Raw genomic sequence first — 22680 nt, forward strand, 5'->3', positions numbered from 1 at the left:
CCGTAAAAAGGCACTCCTGCGCTGATTAAATTACTATCTACAGCTGCTAAATAATTAACAATGTAGCCACCAAAACAAAAGCCCACAGCGCCGAGTTTACCGTTACTGTTAGCATGCGATTTTAAAAAGTGTGCTGCGGCTACAAAATCGTTTTGAATTTTAGCGCGGTCCATGGTTTTTTGCATAGCGCGTCCTTCATCATCGTTACCAGGGTAGCCACCCAGTGGAAAGAGCGCATCGGGTGCAAATGCAATAAAACCTACCTTCGCTAAGCGTCTTGCTACATCCTTTACGTATGGGTTTAATCCACGGTTTTCGTGTATCACAAGCACAACAGGAAGTTTACCTTCTATGTTTTTAGGGGTTGCTAAGTAACCCTTGCCTTTACCGTGCCCGTTTGGCGAATCGAATTCTTCGTACGTTGCCGTTATATCGTCATCGTTAAACGACACTTGTTCAGCCAGCGCGTAATTAGGTAATAATGCTGATGTAAGTACAGCCATTGAAAAACCAAGTGCAGCAAGCCCCCCGAGTTTTTTCATAAAAGTACGACGGTCCATTAAACCGTGGGCGTATTCGTCATACCAATCAAAGGCTTCTTGAGGAATGTGATCAGAGGGAGATTTATTCATGGCTGTTCCTTAATTTTATTATGTTATCTGTTATTTAAATACCATAACGTATTAGGAATAAAAAACGAGCAATATTTTCTCTCAATTATTAGGACTGTTGCCAAAGCTATCCGTCAAGCAAGGAAAGGAGCACATTCCTTTGTTGTTTGGATATTAAAGAAACCATTTTGATGTGATTTAAATCTTTTACCTCATAAATACTCACTTTTGGATTATTAAGAGTAAGCAACCCATTATATGGACTCACTTTGTCTGCATTACTTGAAAAGATGTAAGTTTGCCTAGCATGAGGGTTCTTATTTAGATTACTTAATATAGCGAGTTTAGTAAGAGGTACTTCACTTTTTTCAATTATCTTAACGGCAACTTCATTTATATAATCATCGCCTAATAGTTTGCTATAAATAGGGTGTGATAAGTTAGCAATTGTGTTTAGTGCGGCCTCAAAATTAATCATTGGGGCATAAAGTATATGCTTACTAATGTTCAGCTTAGATGCCAACTCAACTCCCGCAATTGCGCCCATTGAGTAACTAATTAAGGAGATATCAGTGTAGTTTTCTTTATTTACATAATTGATTAACACATCAAGAGAGTTTAAACCAAATCTAAACTTATCGTATTGATTACTAGCGGGCATCACTATCACATTTTTTCCCGTAATATGACTAAGCCATCTTGCTTGCATGGTGTAAATCAAACTGTCTACGCCATATCCCGGAAAGATAATTAAAAGTCCGCTACTTGAATTACTTGGTAAATTATCTGAAGTAAGTTGGTATTCAAAAACATCATCTTCAGTGCTTCCTTCAACAATCAAACTTAACGAAAGTTTATTACCATCGAGTAGGTAGCTTTCGATATCCTTAGGTGAGATAAACCTAAAATCAAGACAATCTACTTCGCTGCTACAGTAATGGGTTTGTACTCCAGATAAAGCGATAGAGCTCTCAAATTCTTTAGGGAGAACTTTCTGCGGAGGCTTAGTTATTTGATAAGCAATATAGCTCTGACACCCACTTAAAAAAATAACTAAAGAAATAATCAGTATGTATAAGCGCACTAAAGCCCCATTAATTTTCAAGCTGAATTTTTATTGATTAATTAGTGCCTGATAGGCCTTGGTCAATACCCAGCAAAAACTCTAAACCTACAAACGCAAACGATATTGCAACGGCGCCTAATAGCATTAAGTTGCGGTTATTCTTTTTGTAGCCAATTGTGGTTAGTACAGCAAATACAATAAATAAAATAAGTTGAAGTGTACCCATTATTATTCCTTTTGAGGGTTATATTTATAGAGTTAAATTATCAGTAAGGTAAAGACTTGGCAAATAGTTGAGTATTACTTTTAAGCTTAAAATAAAAAACTCGGCATAGTATGCCGAGCTTTTTTGGTTGGGATGTTACTTAATTTAGCTGTGAGTAGGCGCTGGTTGGGCATCTACTAGTGGTGGCTTGCCACGCATTTTACGTACTAATCGTTTAGCATCTTCTAGTGCAACATACTGGCACGGTATAAGTATCAGTGTAATTACTGTGGCAAATAACACACCAAAAGCAAGTGATACAGCCATTGGGATAACAATTTTAGCTTGTAAACTCGTTTCAAAAATAATTGGCATTACACCAATAAAGGTAGTGATTGAGGTAAGTAATATCGCTCTAAAGCGACGAGCACCGGCTTGCATTACAGCATCCTTAATTGCAACACCTTCAGCGCGTGCTTTGTTTACAAAATCAACCATTACGAGGGAATCATTTACGACCACACCCGCTACAGCAATTATGCCAAACATCGATAAGCTACTCATGGTCATGCCTAAAATCATATGCCCAAACATCGCGCCAACTACACCAAACGGAATAACCGACATTATAATAAGTGGCTGCGAGTAAGAGCGAAGTGGAATCGCTAACAAGGCAAATATAATCATCATTGATATACCAAAGTCACGAAGCTGCTCTGAAGCGCTGTCCATCTCTTCTTGAATGCGCCCAGCCACGTCACTTGTCACGCCAGGGTAGCTTTTAAGTAGTGTTGGTAAGTACTCATCACGAATTTCTTCTGCAATTGCAAATGGTTCGGCTTGGTCGGTATTTACCGCAGCCCATACGTTTACAGTACGTTTAGAGTTTTCGCGGCGAATACGGTTTACACCGTCAACTAGTTTAACTTCGGCTACTTCACTTAACGGAACTTCAGCACCAGTAGGTGTGATAATACGCACACTTGCGATATCACTTATTGAGTTACGTTCGTCTTCTGGATAGCGGATCATGACTTTAATTTCTTCGCCTTCACGCAATATTCGCTGCGCTTCTAAGCCGTAGTAACTAAAGCTTACTTGCGATGCGACATCAGCAAGCGTTAAACCCATGCTGTAAGCGAGTGGTTTTAAATCAAGTTGCACTTCGTCGGTAGCGCTTTGCATTGAATCGTTTACGTCGCCAACGCCTTCCATTGTTTGTAATTTGGCTTTTAATTTACCAGCCACTTCTTTTAGCTCGTCAGCATTTTTACCTTCAAGTTTAAAGCTAACGTCGCCATCATCTCGACCGCCATTCATTATACTGTCTTGAATGGTCATGGTTTTAATGCCTGGTAAAGCGGGCATTTGCTCACGCCATAATGCACTTAGGGCAAAGGTGTCGATAGGGCGTAAGTCAGGCTCTACCAAAATAGCCATAATATTTGCTTCAGTTCGTCCACGCAGGCTTACCGATAAATCGCGGATCATCGGTTTACCGTATTGCTCTTGTAGTTGCTGATCGACCTTTAACAACACGCTTTCAATTTTACGTGCGGTTTCAAGCGTTGCTTGCTCAGATGAAGCTAAGTTCATTTCTATATCAATACGCGGAAAATCGTGCGGTATTTTAGGGTTTGGTACAAACTTAACTAAACCACCTGCAAACATACCTGCGCTTACAATAAGCAAACACATAAAGCCAACAATTACGGTATAGCGATAGTGAATACAGCGGCCAACAAAAGGAAGGTAGTAGTTATTCACAAAGCCTTTTAAACCACTATCAATCACCATACGTAAGCGATGTAGTAGGTTTTTAGGGTTTGGTTTACGCGGGTTCATTGCTGCAATATGGGCAGGTAAAATAAGTTTTGATTCAATGAGTGAAAAAATCAAACATAAAATAATAACGCCACCAATTGCCTTAGAAAAAGCAGCGCCAGGCCCGGTTGCGAGTGTTTGTGGTAAAAATGCCGCAATAGTCGTTAGTACACCAAAGGTTGCTGGCATCGCAACACGTTTTACACCGCGTACAACGTTATCAAGTGTATGGCCGTATTTTTCAATTTCGGCGCTGGCTGATTCGCCCACAACTATGGCGTCATCCACTACAATCCCGAGCACAAGTATAAAGGCAAAAAGAGAGGCTAAATTAATGGTTACGTCTAAAAAACCAATGGGCATAAACAAAAAGGCGCCCAGAAAAGACACCGGTAAACCCATCATTACCCAAAATGCCAAGCGTAGCGGTAAAAATAGTGCCAGTACTATCATTACTAACAAACCACCCCAAATCATGTTATCGACCATCATATCGAGTCGACCTTCAAGGTAGTAAGTTAAATCAACAATAGGGGAGAGCTTAACACCTGCTGGTAAAAGCGGCTCTTTAGCTGCCATGTAGCTTTTAAGTACTTTTGCTACATCGGTAATATCTTGATCTTTTGATGCGTTAACTTCAAACGAGAGTGAATTTTTACCATTGTATTTTGAATACTGTAAGCCTTCTTCAAAGCCATCGTTAATGGTTGCTACATCGCCTAAATAAATTTGCGCGCCATCAGCAAGGGTAATAAGGGGGAGTTTTTCAAACTCAAAGCCACGGTAGGCTTGTTTTTCAACACGCATTGAAATATAACCGTTTTCAGAGCGTATTTGCCCCGCCGACATATTGGCCGAAAAACTTTGTACAGCGCCTGCAATATCTCTAAATGTTAAGCCATATTCACGCAGTTTATCAGGGCTGACTTCTATACCAATTTCGTACTCTAAGCCGCCGTTAAAATTAACAAGGTTAACGTGAGGCAGTGCTTGTAACTCGTCTTTTATATCGTTGCCAAGCTCTTTTAACTGGTAGTTACTCATGTCGCCATAAAGCGCAAGTATCATTACTTCTTGCTCAAATTTATCGCGGCGAACAACAGGGCGCTCCATCCCCGCAGGAAAGGTGTTTATTGAATCAACTTGTACTTTAATTTCATCAAGTACTTCTTGTGGATTGTATTGCTCTTCTATTTCAATCCATGCTTGTGAAAAACCACGGTTAGAGTACGTAATTAGGCGTTTAATGCCTTCAATACCTTCGAGGTTTTCTTCAACTTTTATGGTTATGCCTTCTTCAACCTCTTGCGGGGCAGCCCCTGGGTAAACCGCTTGTACGCTTATCCAGTTGCTTTCAAACTGTGGGAACATTTGTTTGCGAATCGTCATCGCCATTAAAATACCGCCTACTAATATAAATATCATTAGTAGGTTGGCAGCAACGGGATTTCGGGCAAACCATGCTATTAACCCTGTTTCACGAGTGTTCATGATTATTCCTCTTTCAGCGCAAGTTGAGTTACATCAGTTTTATCAGGCGCAATATCTTCAACTTTTACTGCCATACCTTCTGTTGGATACTCAAGCGCTGAGGTAACAATTTGCTCGCCATTTTTTAACCCTTGGCTGGCTATAATCATGCCGTTTTGTTCGCGTATAATATTGAGGGTTTTAAACGACAATGTTAAATCGTCATTTAAAATTACAATTTTATTATCTTTAACTAAATGGTGCGCAACAATAATCGCGTTATCAAGCGGGCGACCTTCAATGGTAGCGTTAATATATGAACCAAAACGAAGAGGGCGTGTTTTATCGCCGTATGGAGTTGCAAGTTGTGCAACCAAATAGCTCATACGGCTTGTTTGATCAACCACACCTTCGGTGCGAATTACTTTGGCTTGCCACATTGTTTGCTTACCCGCGTATTCTGCGTTAAATGTAACATTTGAGCCTACGCCGCCATTTTTTAAATATTGCAGTTCTTGGTCGGCAACTGGTAAACGTACCTCTGCAACAGATGTCGCACTTAATGCACCAAAACTATTACCTGGGTTTACTACGGAGCCTAAGCTAATTGTGCGCTCATTAATAATGGCATCATAAGGGGCTTTAATATAAGTACGTTCAAGATTGCGGCTAGCACGTTTAACACTTGCTTGAGCAGAGCGGTAACGCGCTAGTTTTTCGGCCAGTTGTGGTTTACGTAAATAAAGTTCTGAGGCAATAGCTTCGCTTGAGTCCGATTTAATACGCTCCCATTCAGCTTTTGCTACGTGTGCTTGTGCGCGTTCTATTTCAAGTGCTGAGCTTGCTTGTGCTAAACCTGCTTGCGCTTCAATAAAGTCTGCCTCGTAATCATTTGCATCAATTCGTGCTAAAATATCGCCTTGCTTTACAAACGCGCCTTCAACAAATTGATCTGATACCGAAATAACTTGCCCACTAACTTGTGCTATCAGCTCGGTACGGTCCTTTGGTTTAACAATGCCGTACGATTTAACATCGAGCGTTATAGAATCTAAAAGTATGCTTTGTGTTGCAACTAAAGGGCGTAAATCTTGCTCTGGCTTTTCTTCCGGTGGTTTTTTCATTGCCGTAAAGGCGAAAGCTAACGCAATACCGCCTGCTAAAACAGCAATTGGGAGTATTATTTGTTTTGTAGTAGCCACAAGGCATTCCTTCATAATTGGTGGTGACAGAGCAATAATACGCAATAAAGTGTTTACAAGGCGTTTTAAGATGTAACAAAGCATTACATATGTACATTACAACTCAACATGCGGCTAATTACGTTCCTAAAAAGGAATTAATGTAAGTGTGTTTTATTCAGAGGATATTATGAAAACCGAATCGATGAGTTGCAGGCTAGGCTGCGGTGCATGTTGTATTGCGCCAAGTATTAGTTCGCCTATTCCAGGTATGCCAAATGGTAAAAAGGCCGGAGAGCGCTGTATTCAGCTAGACGAACGTAATTTATGTAAGTTGTTTGGTGATTCAAGCCGACCTAAAGTATGTAGTGATTTTAGCGCCACGCTTGATGTGTGCGGGTCAACAAATGCACAAGCTCTAGCGCTTATTACAGAGCTTGAAGAGCTAACTTAATTTTCGTTTTTAATACACATCTATTTACATTTATCTATTACTGAGAATTATTTTAAGTAACTAAAAGCTGCGCTTTTCACGTGAGCAAGCTCTTCGTCTACCACCAAAGTGTAGGCTTGTGGTTGTTTTGTAGACGTGAAGCTTGCTTACGTTAATGGTTACCAACTATACGTTGCGCTTAACGTATATTGCTCACCTCGCCCTGGTGTACCAGGTATCTCTTCAAACGATTCACCCCAGAGGTTATCTGCTGCTAAAGTAATAAATAAGTTTTTTAGCATTGGCGGCGTAATTTTTAACGTTAAATGAGTAAATAAAGCATCGTCGTCACTACCGCGCAGCGCATTTTCGTGCTGTTTGCGCCACTCGTTATCTATTCTAAACTGCAAAATATCAGTAGGATTCCAAACTGCGCCGAGTGTTAGGCGGTGATCAGGAAAGTTTAATGCGTAAAAACTAGCGTCAATATCTGCCGCACCGTAATTTTCTGATTTATGAAGGTAGGTGTAACTCGCTACAATTTCGGTTGTTTCAAAGTGTTTAGTTGCTAAGAGCTCAATGCCCGTCGTATTTATATCTACAGGGTTTGCAAAGCGCGCAGAGCTTGAATCAAAATTAAACGTCCAATCGGTTAAGTTGTCATCTTTGCGATAAAAAATAGCCGAATTAAGTTGCCAAGTTTGCTCATCAACTAATAAACCTAGTTCTAGGCTTTTAGTCGTTTCGCGCTCAAGGGTGTAATTACTTCTAAATAACCCGCCTGAATCACTTCCGCCAATGGCGGTATAGCCTGCTACTTGGCTTGCCTCTGCGTACGATAAATAAAACGTGCGCTCAAAACCTTTACTGTTATGTGTATTAAGCGTTATATCACCAATAAGTGACAGTTCAGAGTCGTCTCTATTTGTATCGTCAAACGCAGCGCCTAAACGAAATATAAGTTGTTTGTTACCCTCAAGCGCCATTTTGTATTCAGGCAATACGCTTAATTTATAATACTTACGAGAGGTAAAGTTGTTTTCAAGCGTGGTAGATTCAATGGAGTCGTCAATAAACTGTGCTGAATAATTTACAGCAAATACATCGCTTTGAGCATGATGCCCCGATAGCGCTAACGACTTAACTTCACTTTTGTGAAACGCTTCAAAAGCGCTTGGATTTTCGCGAGAGTAAATATAATGATCGTCGTGTGTGCGGTAATAAGCCGACACTTCAAAGTTACCATCCTGTGCATAATTTTGCTTATGGTTTAGCATTAATAAGCGGGTTTCTAGCTCTTCTGTTTCGTTAACGCCAAATGGAGTGTACAAATTTGGCCAACCAAAAAACTTATCTTGTGAGCCAAAAAATAAATCTGTTTGAGAATCAGCGCTAGCTAATTGAACGCGACCCGATGCACGCGTAAAGTCGTGATCGCCGTTATCAATAGTGCCATCGCTTTGTGAGTGAGAAATCTCGCCTTCAAAACCAAGCTTCCAATCCTTTGCGCCTTCAAGGGGCATACTTACACCTGCATGTAAGCTTTGTAAGTTAAAATCGTTTGTGCCAGTACCTACCGATACACTGCCGCCCGTGCTAATTGGTTTCCAGCCAAACGATACGGTGCCTACAGAGCTATTAGCCCCATTAAGCGCGTTGTCTGCGCCTGTTAAAATATAAGGGCCGGTAAGCATTTGCGGTGCAATAGGAATTTCAGCAAAATAATGCCCAGACTGTGGGTCAAGTAAAGTAGCACTACCAATCCTAAAGCCGGTGTTTTCAAAAATACCACCGCGTATAGTTACATCGGCTTGCGCTTCAGCCATATTACGTGATTGTAAATCAACACGTGGGTCATACTCTAAATTAGATACTGGAGAGTCAAATGTACCTACAGGTAATGTGTTTGCAGTGGGCGATGCATCAACTGTTATTTTTTCGATTGCCGACTCATCAGATAGCGTATTAGCATTAGCAAATGCAGTAACACTGCATAATATTGCAGGTATTATAATGTGTGGTGTGCGATTCATGTGTTTCTCATCATTTTTTATTTGTAGCTGCGGTTACAATTAATTTCAAAGCTTATATTTGAGCATGATAAAATAACTAAATGTAACTGCAGTCATTTTGTGCGCGATTGTACATTAATTTGTTAATAACTGCATTTGATAACCATTTACACTTTATTTATTGGGTAACATTTATAATGGATACGACACAACAAAATACTATTTACTTTGCTGGTGGCTGCCTGTGGGGCGTACAAGAATTTTTAAAGCACTTACCAGGCGTAATAAGTACTGAAGCAGGGCGCGCTAATGGTACAAGTAAAACCACTAACGGCGATTACGATGGTTATGCCGAATGCGTAAAGGTAATTTTTGACCCAAAAGTCGTTAGCCTAAATAAGCTGTATGACTACTTTTTTGAAATTATTGACCCATACAGCATTAATAAACAAGGGGATGACGTAGGCCCCAAATATCGCACTGCCATCTATAGCAAAAGCCAAGATCATTTAGAGGTTGCTAGCAATTATATAAGCCAGCGAAGTGATGCTGATAAAATTGTGGTAGGAGTAGAGCTGCTAACTAACTACGTGCCAAGTGATCCTGAGCATCAAGACCGACTAACTAATCATCCTGATGACTATTGCCATATACCGCTTGAGTTACTGCATAAGTATAAATCGTAATTTAGAGTGGAGTAAGCGCATAAAGATAAGTAATTAGAAGCTATCGCTTCTCGCGCAAGCAAGCTTAGCGCCTACAGGTAAAGTTTGACGCGGTGTTTTTGTAGACGTGCAGCTTGCTGGCGTGACGGGCGTAGCTCGTAATTACTTTATTTTAAAAGTTCCAAAAATACACACCCACAAAAAAGCTCACATGCTGTGAGCTTTTTAAAAACTAATTTTAACTTACAGCTGCTTTTGCGGCGGGAAGTTACTTAAAATTTCGCTAACTGTTTTATTAATTGATGCTTCACGTTGTTCTGGCGATTGATTTTTCTTTAATCGACCTTCTTTTGCGCCGCGCCATACTAGCTGGTTAGATTCACGATCTACAATATCAATGATCAGTGTACCCACTTCGTATTCACGCGCGGTTGTATCACGTTGAAAACCAGTACCCCAATAACCCCAATGCGGGCGGTAGTTTACATTAAATGTATCTACTTCAAGCTCTTTGTCTACCGATGCATGATAGTTAACAAGCACATCAGCTTGTGCTGCATCAACTAAGCTCATACCTAATGTTTGGCTCAGCTCTTCGTTTACGGCAGTGCGAACACGCTTTTCCATTAGGCCATTAATTTGATAGTTATTTGTGTCTTTAGTTAGGCTGGCGTTTTCTACCCAAGCAAATGTTTTAAAATTACTAAAGTTGGCTGATTTATCGTAATCCCAATCCGGGGTTTGTGTACAGGCTGTAAGTAGTGCTAGCGCTGCAACAATAAGTATATTTTTCATTACGTTTGCTCCAATAAAATGCATTAATTTAAAATAACACACATAGTTTAAATGTGTATTATTTAAACGTCCTATATTTTAGTTTAGTTGGTTTGCCTTAACGGCCAATTAATTGTGTTCAACTTCTATCCAATCTTTTTCATCTACCCAGTTTTGTGCACCATCTTTTACTGAGCGAATCGGCACAATGTAGTCACAACTTATTTGTGGCTTAACTGAGGCAAATATAGGCACAAAACCAAAGCTTAGTGCGGTTTCTATAATTGCTTTTTGATTTTGTGGGTCAATGTCGGCCGCTTCATCTATATAAATAGGTATACGGTATAGGTTTTGTTCCTGATCGCTTAATAAGTAACGAATAAACAACATGCCACACAATAACTTAATAGTAATACGTGTTCCGTTTGAACCCGCCGAATCTATTTTTTCAAAGTGCTCTGTTTCACCTGCGCGGTTAACCACTTCAAATCGAATATCAAATAAATCGGTAAGTGTTAAGCCCGCTTTATCTGAGGCGAGTTTAATTAAGTGATCTTTCGCTTCGTTTACCGCGCTTTCGCTGTACGGTTCTTGGCTAAGTAAATCAAGTGTGTCGCCTTGTTCAAACTGATGCGACGTGCTGATAATGGTATCGATACTATCAACCAGCATTTTGCGAGGTATTACGTTAATTTTAAACGCTTGCAAGTTTGAAATACGGTGCTGGCTTATGCCTTTATTAAAGCTATTCATTTCGCGGCGAAGGCGGTCTAAATCTTCTCGCAAGCCTTTAATAGTTGCGGCCACTTCGGTAAGCGCAACACGTGCTTGGCGCTCAACGGCATCGCGTTCGTTATCAATATTATGAAAGGCGCTTATTAGCTTTTGATATTTAGTAAACTCGTCGTTTTCATTGTCGAATTTAGTAATACCCGCGTTATATACATGTAAATAGGTGTTGCGTACGTTTATGTCAAAATTACGAAGCTCTTGGCAGTCTTTATTAAAATGATGAACAAGGTCGCTTAAGTTATCAAAGTCGACTGTAATATCAATCATATACGGGGTTACTTTGCCGCTGTATAAATCAAGCGTATGGTCAATTCGCTCGCTTTTAACTTGGCGCAGACGCTCAGTTTGACGATTAATTTGCTCTTGTTTTGACTTAATTAACGAGCGGCGATCAGCAATTGAGCCACTATTTTTTTGAATATCTTGCAGGTAGTCGTCAACTTGTTCGCGCTCAGCTAATAACTGATCTTTTAGCATGGCTTGCGCTTCAACAGACTGCTGCATTATATCAAACTGTTCTAAGCGTTTTAGGGCGCTCTCTGCGCTCATAAGCTCATCGTATAATTCGTCTTTTTCTTTTTGTTTGTCGGCAACGTTTGCAGCAACATCGCGCTGTTGCTTAAACTCTTTAAGTGAATGCTCAAGTGCACTGAGCTGAGCGGTTAATTGCTCTTTATTTTCGCCGCTTTGCATTTGTACAGGGGATAGCTTTTTAAGCTTAATGCTCGCTCCTGGCAGAGTTAGTACGCCGCCTTTAACGTTTTCACTTAATAGCGATAAAAACTCACCAAATGCGTCTTCGTCATCAATGGTTATATCGCCATTGGTGGTGGTCGCAAACGAGAGAATATCTGGGTTTAAAATGCGCGATATTTCTTCTACTTCTTTTAACGAGAGGTCTTCGCGCATACGGGTAAACAAATTAAACTCAAGGTTTTTAAGTTGCAGCTTTAAGCTCTTAATTTGTTTTTGTGTTTCGCTAATGCGGTAGTCAAGCGTATGTAGGCTTTGCCCTTGTGCGCTGGTTATAGAGTGCGAAAGCGACTCGTAATCTTGCTTTAACTGAGTCAGGCTGGTTTTAAGCGTGGCTTTATTTACCAGTTCAAATTCACTTTTAAGCGCATCGTAATCTAAAAACCACTGCTCAATTTGAGTTTGTCTGCGCTCTATATCGCGCGATTGTTGTACGTATAGGCTTTGCTTTTGCTCAAATTCGTGTTTTTCGTGCTCTATATCTTCAAGCATTATGGCAAGCTCAGAGAGTTGCGACTCTTGATAGGTATCAAAATCAATCAGTGCTTGGTCAATTTTAGGTGCGTACGCCGCTAATTTACCTTTAAGCACGGTTTGGTTTTCGAGCATTGATTCAAGCGCGGCTATAGGCTCTTGCATTGACTCAAGGGCTTTTAATTCGCGTTTTGAGCGGTTTACTTTATCAAACGAGCGACGCCATACTTCATAAAAGTCGACCTTAGAGTTCGACATATGGCGTTCAAACACGCGTAGCATAAAGCGTTTTACGTCGCTTGCGCCTAATTTATGTAAGTTAAGAATACGTCTAAATATTTCTTTATAAATAGAGGAGTCTTGCACATTATTAAGCGGGATCATTTTTAAGTTTATGTCGCCATCAAAAGGCGTTGCGCCACCAGTCAATAGCGCGTTCAGCTCTTGTGCTTTAAGCTCAATAGGGTTGTAGTTAAGTGATTTTAAATGGTTGAACAGCTTGGTAAATTTAATAATAGTTTTACCTTGCGTGTACTGCTCTAAATCAAGCTTTCCTTGATAACAAAAGTACTGATGCGCATAACCGGCAATTTTACCAAGTCCTGCAACACCAATCACTACCGAGCCATGAGGCAAGTTAGCTTCGAGTAAAATGTAAGACTGATCGGATGAAAAATAAAACTTACGGGTTTCATCTAAATCGTGTCCGTCCCATTCTGTTAAGCGTAAATCGTTAATAAGCGGAAACTGCAAGGCGTTAATAACCGAGCTTTTACCTGTGTTATTGGGCGCGCAAATAGAGCTGCTTTTATCAAGCGGGATCACACACTTTGCATAGCCTGCAGTGTTAAGTAGGGCGAGTTTACTTAGTCCGTATAGATTTTTCATTCCTCGTCCTCTGTAACGTAGGTTTCTTCGTTTACTTCCATTAATGCATCTATGTAGCGGTGAATTGGCGCTTGTAGCATAAAGCCGCCTTCCACTTCACGGGCTAACCCTAAGCGCACCATGCGCAGGTATACGTCTTTGCGCAGGTCCGATCCCGAAAATATCTCAAGCTGATCAAACAGATGTTTGTTAATTTGCACCAGCGTTTGCATAAGCTCTAAATCGTTTACGTCGTCAAACAATGCGCGCATTGGGTCTTTACCCGTATTGGCGTAGTGCTCAATTAAAATGTAAATGGTAAGCGCGATAGCGCGAGATATTTTGCCCATATTTGGCGTGCTCTCGTCGCTACCAAAATAATAAAAGCCACGGCTGTCGCGTTTTAAATCGTTACCTAGGGCGGTAAATAGGGCGGTGTAGTCTTCTATGTGTTGGTCAAGCTCTTGCCACATTACGTTGTCTTGCTCGCAAATGTGATAACCCGCTACTAATTTTTTATTTATGGCTTGTAGATGGGTTAGCTCGTCTAAGTTTATGTGTGTCATGGTTTATTTACCTGCCTTTGAATCTGGCTGAGGCTCTGAATTAAATGGATATAAAGAAAAGTGCTGACCGGCAATTTTTACGCGGGCTTTTTCATCACTTTGAATTATTTTAATATCGCTGTCGCTAACTAATTTTTGATACAAAAATAGCATTTCGTCGGCATCGAGATCTGGGTAGCTTTCGTCTAAAAATTGCAGCAAGGGCTGCGGCTTTTTGCGTTTTTTATTAAAGCGCTTGGCAAAACTGGTTTTAACATCGTTGTAGTCAGGAATATTAGGCGTAACAAATGCAGGCACGTCTTGTTGATCTGGCAATTGGTATTCTTCGTGTTCAAACTCCACCAAGCTTGCCATGTAAGCCACAATATGGCGTTGCTGACCAAGTGAATATCGCTGTGCGTCGCTTACAAAATGTGGCTGCACCGCACTTAGCATGTTGTCTACGCCATTTTTACGCACAAGCCCGAGTACTTTAGCTGCTTGGCGAGTAATTAAGTTATTACGGCGTAACTCTTCGCGCAGCGGCATAAGCATATCGGCACTTTTACGTAAGCTTTCTCGACCCACTAAATGCATTTCGAGTATACGGGTACGTAATTGCTCAAGCATACGTTTGTCGTTGTACGCTTTACCTGAGCGCTCAATGTGCAGTATTTGCTTACTTATTTGCTCTTCAATGAGGGTAAAACACGCATGAAATTCACCGCGAATATCAACCATTTCAAGCATTGGCTCTATGTATTCGTCAAACGCTTCTATTACCGCTTTATAACGCTTTTGCAGCGATTGCACTGCATTATTAGATTTAGCTTGTTCAACAATATTTAAAATAGCGTTTTCGTTGTGCGTATAGAGCTTCATTATTTTACGCACCCGATCATCCATAATGCGGCTGTAGCGGCGTAAATCGTCAAAGTCTTCTATTTCACCAGCGTTATCTAGGCGATTTCCTAAACGTGCAAGGTCGTCTACTAATACGCTAATTTCTTGCGCTAAGCCTAAATGCTCTTCTTGCAGTAAAAACGTAGCAAAGTCGGCAATGGCACGATTTATTTCAAGCTGTGAGGATTTAGCCAGTGGAATTAAAATATCTTGGTTTAACAAACGATTTGTTTCTTTATAAATGCGTTCGTTTGACCACGTAGGCTGCTTTTGCTTAATCGCGTTTTGTACGTCTTTTAGGCTAAAGTCAGCCATTTTAAAACGTTTAAATAATAGCTCTAATACACCCCAATGTTCGGTTATGGTGTTTAGCAGCTTTTTAGCTGGGATCATAAGGGGTTACAACATCCTAGTATTTTATTATTGAGTTCTTTTAGATGACTCATTATTACGTATTTTTAATTAACCTTGTCTGTATATAGTATTCGTTTTTAAGACCATTTAATAATAGTTTTTGCATAGAGGCAGTGCTAAAATTCGCGCCGAAAATAGGCACATGAAATGGAACGTTATTTGTGTGTTCTTTAAAACTATATCAAAGGTTGTTTAACTACCATGGTTTCCTCGATTATTCTAACCCTGATAGCGATTGCATTTTTACTGATCGTTATAGAAGATATAATCCATGTTAATAAAGCTAAAACCACGCTGTTTTTTGGTACGCTTTGCTGGATTCTTCTTTTTATATACCCTCTACACGGGCAAAGCCCCGATACAGTTCAACACCTCCTAAATGAAAATATTTTAGAAATTGCCTCATTATGGTTATTTTTAATGGCTGCAATGACCTTTGTAGCGTATTTAAATTCAAAGGGGTTTATAGAAAACATTGTGCACCGCGTTATGCCAAAAAGTATTGGCGAAAAAAAGCTGATGTTTTTGGTGGGTGGTTTTGCGTTTTTGTTTTCGTCGATTTCAGACAACGTAACAGCGACGCTTATATCGCTTGCGGTTGTTATGTCGTTAAAACTTGAACCTAAAAAGCTTATTAAATATGCCACGCTTATTGTGTTTGGAGTTAACTCTGGCGGGGTATCGCTAATAACAGGTGACGTAACCACGCTAATGATATTTTTAGATGGCAAAGTAACCATAGGTCATTTATTACTCCTTATAGCGCCAGCTCTTGCAAGCGTTATGCTGTTAGCCGCGTTGCTGTCTATCGGTATGAAAGGGCGTGTTGAGTTTGCTGGTGCAGGTAAAACCCGCATTGAAAAAACCGACATAACCATTGCTGTTATATTTTTATCTACCGTAGTGAGCACACTTATGCTGAGTGTAATTTACAGCGTACCGCCTTTACTCACCTTTTTGTTTGGCTTATCAGTCATGTTTTTAGTAGCGCAATTTTTAATGCGCAAAAAAGACATTAACAAAGACATAATCGATTTTGTTCGCGATATAGAATACGACACATTATTGTTTTTTGTAGGTGTACTTTTACTTGTAGGCGCACTTAAAGAAATTGGTATGTTGAGTAAATTTACCGACCTATATACGGTAATGGCACCTGAGTACGCAAACTACTTAATGGGCATATTATCAGCAGGGGTCGATAACGTACCGCTTACCGCTGCTTTATTAAAAGCCGATATAGTAATGAGCCAACAGCACTGGTTGTCGTTTACGTATGCAACGGGCGTGGGCGGTTCAATGCTTATTATTGGTTCGGCTGCGGGCATTATTGCCATGAGCAAAGTTAAAGCGCTTACCTTTATGAGCTACTTGCGCTTATCGCTGCATTTATTAATTTGCTACACCGTAGGTTATGCAGGCTCGTATTACATGGGCAGTTTTATCTAATTTAAGTGCTATTAATTATTAAAACGCTTGACAGCTAGACGTCTAAACGATAACTTTCAAAGCCCCGCTACTTAGTGGGGTTTTGTTTTATTAGCCACTGGTTAATAAAGCATTCAGAAGAGGTGCGATACTTAGGTACTTAATGTTAGGCGACGAAAGCCGATGATCATTAAGGAGGGAAGTACTCGCCGAGGAAAATAATGATACGTCGTCATTGTTTTTCGGTTTATGGGGCTGAATCCTCAAAACTGTCACCAATATAGGTGGAGAGCTTCTGGCAGTGGACTTATCTTCAAGCATTCCTTTGCCAAGTTCTTCTTGTTTTATTGCGATTTGGATATCGCGAAAGGAGACTAAATGACTACCCAATCAGCGCCACAAACAGTGCCTAAAATAGAGTTAAGCGCAAAATCAGATTACATCGTTGCCAAATTTGGCGGAACCAGTGTTGCAAACTTTGAAGCGATGAGTCGCTGTAGCGAAATTATTGTTGCAGATAAAAGCGTACGTATTGTTGCCGTGAGCGCTAGTGCCGGCGTAACTAACCATTTAGTTGCACTGTGTAAATCAAGTATTACCCCAAGTGAGCGCCAAGAACACATAAACGGCGTGCTTGCTATTCAACAAACTATTTTAGATGAGTTATCGCTTGATGCCGATTTAGCGATTGGCTTTAACGAAACCCTAAAAGCATTTCAAACATTGGCTCAAGAGACACTAACAACCGATCAGCAACACGATGAGCTACTTAGCTTTGGTGAGCGTTTGTCGTCGTATTTGTTTGCACAGGTACTGCGTTTAAATGGCTTAAATGCCGATCGTTTTGATGTACGCAAGGTGCTTAAAACCGACAGTCAATTTGGTAAAGCAACGCCTAATGTTGCCGCTACAGCGCAAGCTGCTAAAGAACATTTAATTCCGTTATTAGACGCTCAAGTAATTGTTACTCAGGGCTTTGTTGGCAGTGACGAATACGGCCAAACAACAACGCTTGGACGTGGTGGTTCTGACTATAGCGCTGCACTTTTAGCTGAAGCAATTAACGCTAAAAGCGTGCATATTTGGACCGACGTAGTGGGCATTTTTAGCACCGACCCGCGTTTGTGCGCAAAAGCGACGCCCATTGCACGTTTAAGTTTTGACGAAGCCGCTGAAATGGCAACCTTTGGCGCAAAAGTATTACACCCAGCGACTATTTTACCAGCAAGCCGTAGCCACATTAACGTGTTTGTAGGTTCTAGCCGCGAGCCTGAGCGTGGTGGTACATGGATTGAGCGCGAAAAATCGCAGCAACCAGGTATACGCGCAGTAACGCAACGTAAAAACCAAATATTGCTTACGCTTAAAAGCCCAGAAATGCTACTCGCTAGTGGCTTTTTAGCACGCGTATTTACACTATTAAGTGAATATAATATATCGGTAGATTTGGTGACCACATCAGAAATCAGCGTAGCTATAACCCTTGATAACGCGCAAAACGCCTCGCGTCCAGAGCTTGACCAAGAATGCCTCGATAAGCTTGCTGAGTTTTGCCATGTGTCGGTAGAAAACAATTTAACACTGGTAGCACTTATTGGCTCTGAGATTCAATTACGCCAACACGAAATGAACTTAATGAGTGTACTAAAAGACTTTAACATTCGATTAATTTGCCACGGTGCTAGTAAGCACAACCTGTGCTTTTTAGTAGAGCAAACTGAGTCAGATAACGTAGTACAGTCTATTCATAGCCGTTTATTAGAAAACGATTTTGCTGCGTAAATCGAGCTTATTCAGGAAAGCGATTTATTAAAGTACTTAATAAATTCAGTTAATAAATTCAGTTAACAAAATCAGTTAATAAAAAGCATCGCCAGTCGATGCTTTTTTTATGCACCACACTTACATCAAAACAAACATTACTGTCACTGCTATCAGCTACAGTAACGCGATTACTGCAAGCACTGAGCTTTGCACTATGTAATTCGTCAAACACATTAGGGCTAAGTAGTTTTGCAATAGGGCGGCTGGTGGCTTTAGCAAGTGACTCTTTTAATGTCCAAATTCTAAAAAACGTATCCGCTTGGGCTTGGGTATTAGTGGGCATTGTAATAAGTGTAATTTCATCATTATGATAAAAATGCTTAGCGAGCTTTTCAAATGGGCGCTTTAAGCTTACTTTTTCAATATCAAAACCAAACTCACTTTTACCAAGGTTAAGCGCAACCCCAACTAAACCATGCGAGTGCGAGATACAGGTATTAATAACATCATCACTTACATGTACTTGCAGCTTTGAGCTTGCCTCGTCAAATTCTGTACTCATTTTATTAAGGGCTACGTGCGCATGTTGCGGCTGCGTTATTTTAATAAGGTGCTTTAACAATAACCGCGTAGCTAAATACTCTTGTTTAGCTTGCGGGCTTTTGCGGCGGTTTATAATGGCTAACTCAACCGGGCTTAAGCAATCGGGCAAATTAAAGTCACTTAGCTCAAGTGTTTTAGCATTAAATAATAAAATACTGTTACTAGCTAAAGGCAAATTTGCAAATTGAGTTGAAGTAATACTCAAGGCGTTTTTAAAATAGTGTTCAGTCATAAAAGCCCTAAAGCAAAAGAAGTCGCTGATATTGTGAGCGGTTAACGCCCCTAATAAAGGCTGGGTACAATTTTATTACTCAGCTGGCATGAAATATGGTTTAATTCACAATAATCAAAATAATAACAGATTTGTAGATGTATGGCACAAGTGCGTGATGGGTTTCAAAGCCGACTTGGTTTTGTTTTAGCCGCTGCTGGCGCAGCAGTGGGTTTAGGTAATATTTGGGGTTTTCCTACGCAAGCGGCCAACCATGGCGGCGGTGCATTTTTACTGGTTTACTTTATTGTTATATTTTTACTTGCGCTCCCTGCGCTGTATACCGAACTTTATTTAGGCCACAAAGCACAAGCTAATCCGGTAAAAGCATTGGGCGATGCATGGCAAAGCACTAACCGCAAAGTAGGCGCAACAGCAGGTTATATTGGTCTTGCGGGCGCGGTTGTTATGCTAAGTTTTTACTCAATAGTAGCAGGGTGGATGCTCTCCTACGCTATTGAACCCATAACAACCTTTTTAGGTTTCACAGGCGCAAGCGAATTTTTACATAGCGACTCAGTGCTTCGTAATTTTGTATTTACGCCGCTTATGCTTATTTTAACTGCCAGTATTATTTTAAAAGGTGTTAAATCGGGAATCGAAACCTGGTCGCGCCGTTTAATGCCACTGCTACTCATATTGCTTGTTGGTTTAATTGCCTACATTGCAACACTCGATGGCGCAAGTGAAGGCTTTGCCGCATATTTAATTCCTGATTTTAGCCAAATACTCGACCCTAACTTAATTATTGCCGCAATGGGGCAAGCGTTCTTTTCGCTCTCGTTAGGTGTGGGTTGTATGATGATTTACGGATCGTACTTACAGCCAGATGCTAATTTACCAAAGCTCACTGCAGGTGTTGCCTTACTCGATACCAGTGTCGCGTTTTTAGCGGGTTTACTTATTATCCCCGCTATTTATGTGGCTCAGCATAACGGTGTAGAGGTATTTAGTGGCGGTAAACTGATTGGCGAAGGGCAACTTATTTTTGCTATTTTACCTGCGCTATTTAGCACCATGGGCGAAATTGGCTTATTAGTGGGTTTACTGTTTTTTGTATTAATGTCTATCGCATCGGTTACGTCAACTATATCGACCACCGAAATTCCGGTAGCGTTTTTAGTCGAAAACCACAACGTTAGCCGCACCAAAGCAACATGGGCGGTAAGCGCCGTTGTACTTGTGTGTGCAAGTGCGATTATACTAAATTTTGATTGGTTATTTGGTTTGGTCATTATGCTATTTACCCAATACCAATTGCCGCTTATGGGCTTGTTTTACTTTATTACAGTAGGGTGGATGTGGCAGCGTGGTAATAAATTACACCAAGCAACAACCGGCGTACATTACTGGTTTGCTCAGTATATTCGTTTTGTTTGCCCAATATTAATGACCTTAGTATTTGCAAACGTTGCGTTTGGTTAATTTTATTTAAGCCCTAAAAATAGATTAATAAAGCGAAGTGAGTTTTAAACGCACTTCGCTTTTTTTGTGCCTGTTATTTAGGTATAGCTTAGGTCTTTATAAAACCTCATTAGTTAGAGGCCTACCTTCACTTACTTCAAGTGCGTTAAATAGGGTTGTGTTTGCTATTTCGGTGAGTGCTTCTTGAGTAAAAAAGCCCTGATGCCCCGTTACTAATACGTTTTTAAAGCTCACTAAGCGCGAGAATATATCGTCTTGATTTATTTCGTCGCTGTGGTTTTTAAAAAAGAGCTCCGACTCTTGCTCGTAAACGTCGAGCCCCAGGTAACCTAGCTTTTTAGTTTTAAGTGCGCTAATACACGCGTTACTATCAAGCAATGCACCGCGAGAAGTGTTAATGAGCATAACGCCAGTTTTCATTTTACTAAATGCCTCATCATTTATTAAATGATGAGTTTGCTCGTTCAGTGGGCAATGTAAAGAGATCACATCGCTTTGGCTAAGTAAGGTGTCTATATCGGTAATTGTATAATTGCCAGGTTGCGCGTATGGGTCGCACACTAATACATTAGCGCCAAAGCCATTTAAAATGCTGCACAGCGCAAGGCCAATTTTACCGCAACCTACAATACCCACGGTTTTGTTGTGCAAGTTAAAACCTAGTAATCCGTTTAAATCAAAATTGTCTTCGCGTACACGGTTATAAGCTTTATGGGTTTTACGACTAAGTGTTAGCATAAGCGCTATACAGTGCTCAGCTACGGCTTCTGGGCTGTATGCGGGCACGCGTAATACTTTAATTTTATGTGCTTTTGCTGCAGGTAAATCAACGTTATTAAATCCTGCACAACGCAGCAAAATAGTATTAATGCCTTGGCTTGCCAGTTGCTCAATAACGGCGGTATTTACGGTATCGTTAACAAAAACACATATTGCATCAAACCCGCTTGCTAAAATGGCCGTTTGTTCGCTCAGGGCTTGCTCAAAATACGTTATTTTTATAGCGCTGTAATCGCGTGTACTTTGTTCAAAAAAAGGCAGTTCGTACTTTTGAGTACTAAAAAAAGCAATGTTCATGGTAATAGCCTCGACGCTTAAGTATTTGTAGGGTAGTTAACCTTTAATACATTAAACTACTTTACAAGTAAGCGCCTAAGTAAAACGCATTTTATTGATTTAAATTAAGCCTTAAGCGGAGCCTTACTTGGGGTAAACAAAGGTATTTTTGACGATACTTTTTTACCACCTTTAGCTGCGTTTAACTTTGCGGCTTGCAGTAAGTTGCTTTCTATTACTTGTATAAGTGTTTCGGGCTTAGTTCGCGGTGCATAACGTGCAACAAGTTGCCCTTGTGAATTAATTAAAAACTTAGTGAAATTCCACTTAATAGCACGATTTTGCGAAATACCCCGCGTATGCGATTTTAAATAATTAAACAACGGGTGTGTTTCTGGCCCATTTACCATTACCTTGCCAAATACCTCAAACGAGATATTAAATTGATCTTGGTAAAAGTCTTTTATGGCTAAATTATCGAGCGGCTCATTTTGGCCAAACTGGTTACACGGAAACGCAAGCACAGTAAAACCATTGCCTTTGTATTGCTGATAGAGCTTTTCGAGTGCGTTTAATTGCACCGAAAAATTACACTTACTCGCTGTATTAACAATAAGGACGGTTTTGCCCTGTAACTGGCTAAGAGAAAAATTTTCGCTGTTGTAAAGTGGTGCATTAAATTGATAAATACTGTCCATAGGTTACCTACTTACCTTTCCCGCTAAGGAAATTTTATAAAGACTTTCATTCGCTTTTTTATCGACCGATTGACATAATCGTGGTCTAGTTTCTAAGTTATCAGTTTAATAGGTCATTTTTATGTCAATGAAAGTCGCATTTATAGGTTTAGGCGTAATGGGTTACCCAATGGCGGGGCATTTAGCAAAAGCAGGGCACAGCGTATGCGTTTATAACCGCACTCAAGCTAAAGCAAAAGCGTGGACTGCAGAACATTCAGGAAGCTTTGCATCAACCCCGCGCGAAGCTGCCAGCAATGCCGACATCGTATTTATGTGTGTTGGTAACGATGATGATTTACGCTCAGTAGTGTATGGCGACGATGGCGTGTTAGCGGGCATGTTACCGCACACTGTTTTGGTTGATCACACCACAACCTCTGCCGAAGTAGCCCGCGAAGTGGCTG

At 40.5% G+C, this 22680-nt stretch carries 19 protein-coding genes and 1 riboswitch; of the genes, 6 read left to right on the top strand and 13 right to left on the bottom strand.

Features of this window, described 5'->3' with window-relative positions; genetic code table 11:
- The 5 genes from L656_RS0113040 to L656_RS0113060 all read right to left on the bottom strand — a co-directional run.
- A partial coding sequence (locus L656_RS0113040; RefSeq protein ID WP_024599522.1) for a dienelactone hydrolase family protein occupies positions 1-632 on the bottom strand: 632 nt, incomplete at its 3' end.
- Between the two features lie 106 nt (positions 633-738).
- On the bottom strand, positions 739-1716 hold the full coding sequence (locus L656_RS0113045) for an alpha/beta hydrolase (RefSeq protein ID WP_050581870.1): 978 nt from the start codon (positions 1714-1716) through the stop codon (positions 739-741).
- 16 nt (positions 1717-1732) lie between these two features.
- Positions 1733-1903 (bottom strand): hypothetical protein, encoded by a 171-nt coding sequence (locus tag L656_RS1000000123285; RefSeq protein WP_198923572.1) that lies wholly within the window; start codon positions 1901-1903, stop codon positions 1733-1735.
- A gap of 144 nt (positions 1904-2047) precedes the next feature.
- The gene (locus tag L656_RS0113055) at positions 2048-5197 is read right to left on the bottom strand and encodes an efflux RND transporter permease subunit (RefSeq protein WP_024599524.1); all 3150 of its coding nucleotides are present in this window, start codon (positions 5195-5197) and stop codon (positions 2048-2050) included.
- Between the two features lie 2 nt (positions 5198-5199).
- Positions 5200-6378, bottom strand: a complete 1179-nt coding sequence (locus L656_RS0113060; protein WP_024599525.1) for an efflux RND transporter periplasmic adaptor subunit — start codon at positions 6376-6378, stop codon at positions 5200-5202.
- A gap of 169 nt (positions 6379-6547) precedes the next feature.
- Here L656_RS0113060 and L656_RS0113065 point away from each other — a divergent pair, with 169 nt between their 5' ends.
- The gene (locus L656_RS0113065; protein ID WP_007581895.1) at positions 6548-6811 is read left to right on the top strand and encodes a YkgJ family cysteine cluster protein; all 264 of its coding nucleotides are present in this window, start codon (positions 6548-6550) and stop codon (positions 6809-6811) included.
- A 158-nt stretch (positions 6812-6969) separates the two neighbouring features.
- Here L656_RS0113065 and L656_RS0113070 read toward each other — a convergent pair whose 3' ends face one another.
- Complete coding sequence (locus tag L656_RS0113070) at positions 6970-8823, bottom strand: TonB-dependent receptor plug domain-containing protein (protein WP_024599526.1); 1854 nt, start codon at positions 8821-8823, stop codon at positions 6970-6972.
- Positions 8824-8999: 176 nt separating this feature from the next.
- Between L656_RS0113070 and L656_RS0113075 the strand changes: the two genes are divergently transcribed.
- Positions 9000-9488 carry a peptide-methionine (S)-S-oxide reductase gene (locus L656_RS0113075; protein ID WP_024599527.1) on the top strand — a complete coding sequence of 163 codons (489 nt, stop codon included), beginning with the start codon at positions 9000-9002 and terminating at the stop codon, positions 9486-9488.
- A 222-nt stretch (positions 9489-9710) separates the two neighbouring features.
- On the opposite strand, the gene L656_RS0113080 is transcribed toward L656_RS0113075, so the two are convergent.
- The 4 genes from L656_RS0113080 to L656_RS0113095 form a co-directional block, all read right to left on the bottom strand.
- On the bottom strand, positions 9711-10262 hold the full coding sequence (locus L656_RS0113080) for a DUF4136 domain-containing protein (protein WP_024599528.1): 552 nt from the start codon (positions 10260-10262) through the stop codon (positions 9711-9713).
- A gap of 108 nt (positions 10263-10370) precedes the next feature.
- The gene (locus tag L656_RS0113085; protein ID WP_024599529.1) at positions 10371-13148 is read right to left on the bottom strand and encodes an ATPase; all 2778 of its coding nucleotides are present in this window, start codon (positions 13146-13148) and stop codon (positions 10371-10373) included.
- On the bottom strand, positions 13145-13693 hold the full coding sequence (locus L656_RS0113090) for a condensin complex protein MksE (RefSeq protein WP_024599530.1): 549 nt from the start codon (positions 13691-13693) through the stop codon (positions 13145-13147). Before L656_RS0113090 ends, L656_RS0113085 begins: the two co-directional genes overlap by 4 nt.
- 3 nt (positions 13694-13696) lie before the next feature.
- On the bottom strand, positions 13697-14968 hold the full coding sequence (locus tag L656_RS0113095) for a hypothetical protein (RefSeq protein WP_024599531.1): 1272 nt from the start codon (positions 14966-14968) through the stop codon (positions 13697-13699).
- 222 nt (positions 14969-15190) lie between these two features.
- Between L656_RS0113095 and nhaD the strand changes: the two genes are divergently transcribed.
- Both nhaD and lysC read left to right on the top strand, forming a co-directional pair.
- Entirely contained in the window at positions 15191-16438 is a 1248-nt protein-coding gene (gene nhaD, locus L656_RS0113100) for a sodium:proton antiporter NhaD (protein WP_024599532.1), read from the top strand.
- A gap of 109 nt (positions 16439-16547) precedes the next feature.
- Positions 16548-16720: riboswitch (Lysine riboswitch) on the top strand.
- A gap of 75 nt (positions 16721-16795) precedes the next feature.
- Positions 16796-18199, top strand: a complete 1404-nt coding sequence (gene lysC / locus L656_RS0113105; protein WP_024599533.1) for a lysine-sensitive aspartokinase 3 — start codon at positions 16796-16798, stop codon at positions 18197-18199.
- A gap of 58 nt (positions 18200-18257) precedes the next feature.
- Here lysC and L656_RS0113110 read toward each other — a convergent pair whose 3' ends face one another.
- Entirely contained in the window at positions 18258-19016 is a 759-nt protein-coding gene (locus L656_RS0113110; protein WP_024599534.1) for a 4'-phosphopantetheinyl transferase family protein, read from the bottom strand.
- Between the two features lie 141 nt (positions 19017-19157).
- On the opposite strand from L656_RS0113110, the gene L656_RS0113115 reads away from it, so the two are divergent.
- Complete coding sequence (locus L656_RS0113115) at positions 19158-20480, top strand: sodium-dependent transporter (RefSeq protein WP_024599535.1); 1323 nt, start codon at positions 19158-19160, stop codon at positions 20478-20480.
- Between the two features lie 96 nt (positions 20481-20576).
- On the opposite strand, the gene L656_RS0113120 is transcribed toward L656_RS0113115, so the two are convergent.
- Together L656_RS0113120 and L656_RS0113125 are read right to left on the bottom strand one after the other, a co-directional pair.
- A complete protein-coding gene (locus tag L656_RS0113120; RefSeq protein WP_024599536.1) occupies positions 20577-21557 on the bottom strand; it encodes a 2-hydroxyacid dehydrogenase in 981 nt (326 codons plus the stop codon).
- A gap of 104 nt (positions 21558-21661) precedes the next feature.
- Positions 21662-22234, bottom strand: coding sequence for a glutathione peroxidase (locus L656_RS0113125; protein WP_024599537.1), 573 nt, complete (start codon positions 22232-22234; stop codon positions 21662-21664).
- Between the two features lie 121 nt (positions 22235-22355).
- On the opposite strand from L656_RS0113125, the gene L656_RS0113130 reads away from it, so the two are divergent.
- The coding region (locus tag L656_RS0113130; protein ID WP_024599538.1) for an NAD(P)-dependent oxidoreductase at positions 22356-22680 on the top strand (325 nt) is incomplete at its 3' end.

It is taken from the genome of Pseudoalteromonas sp. TAE56, from assembly GCF_000497955.1.
Lineage (GTDB): Bacteria > Pseudomonadota > Gammaproteobacteria > Enterobacterales > Alteromonadaceae > Pseudoalteromonas.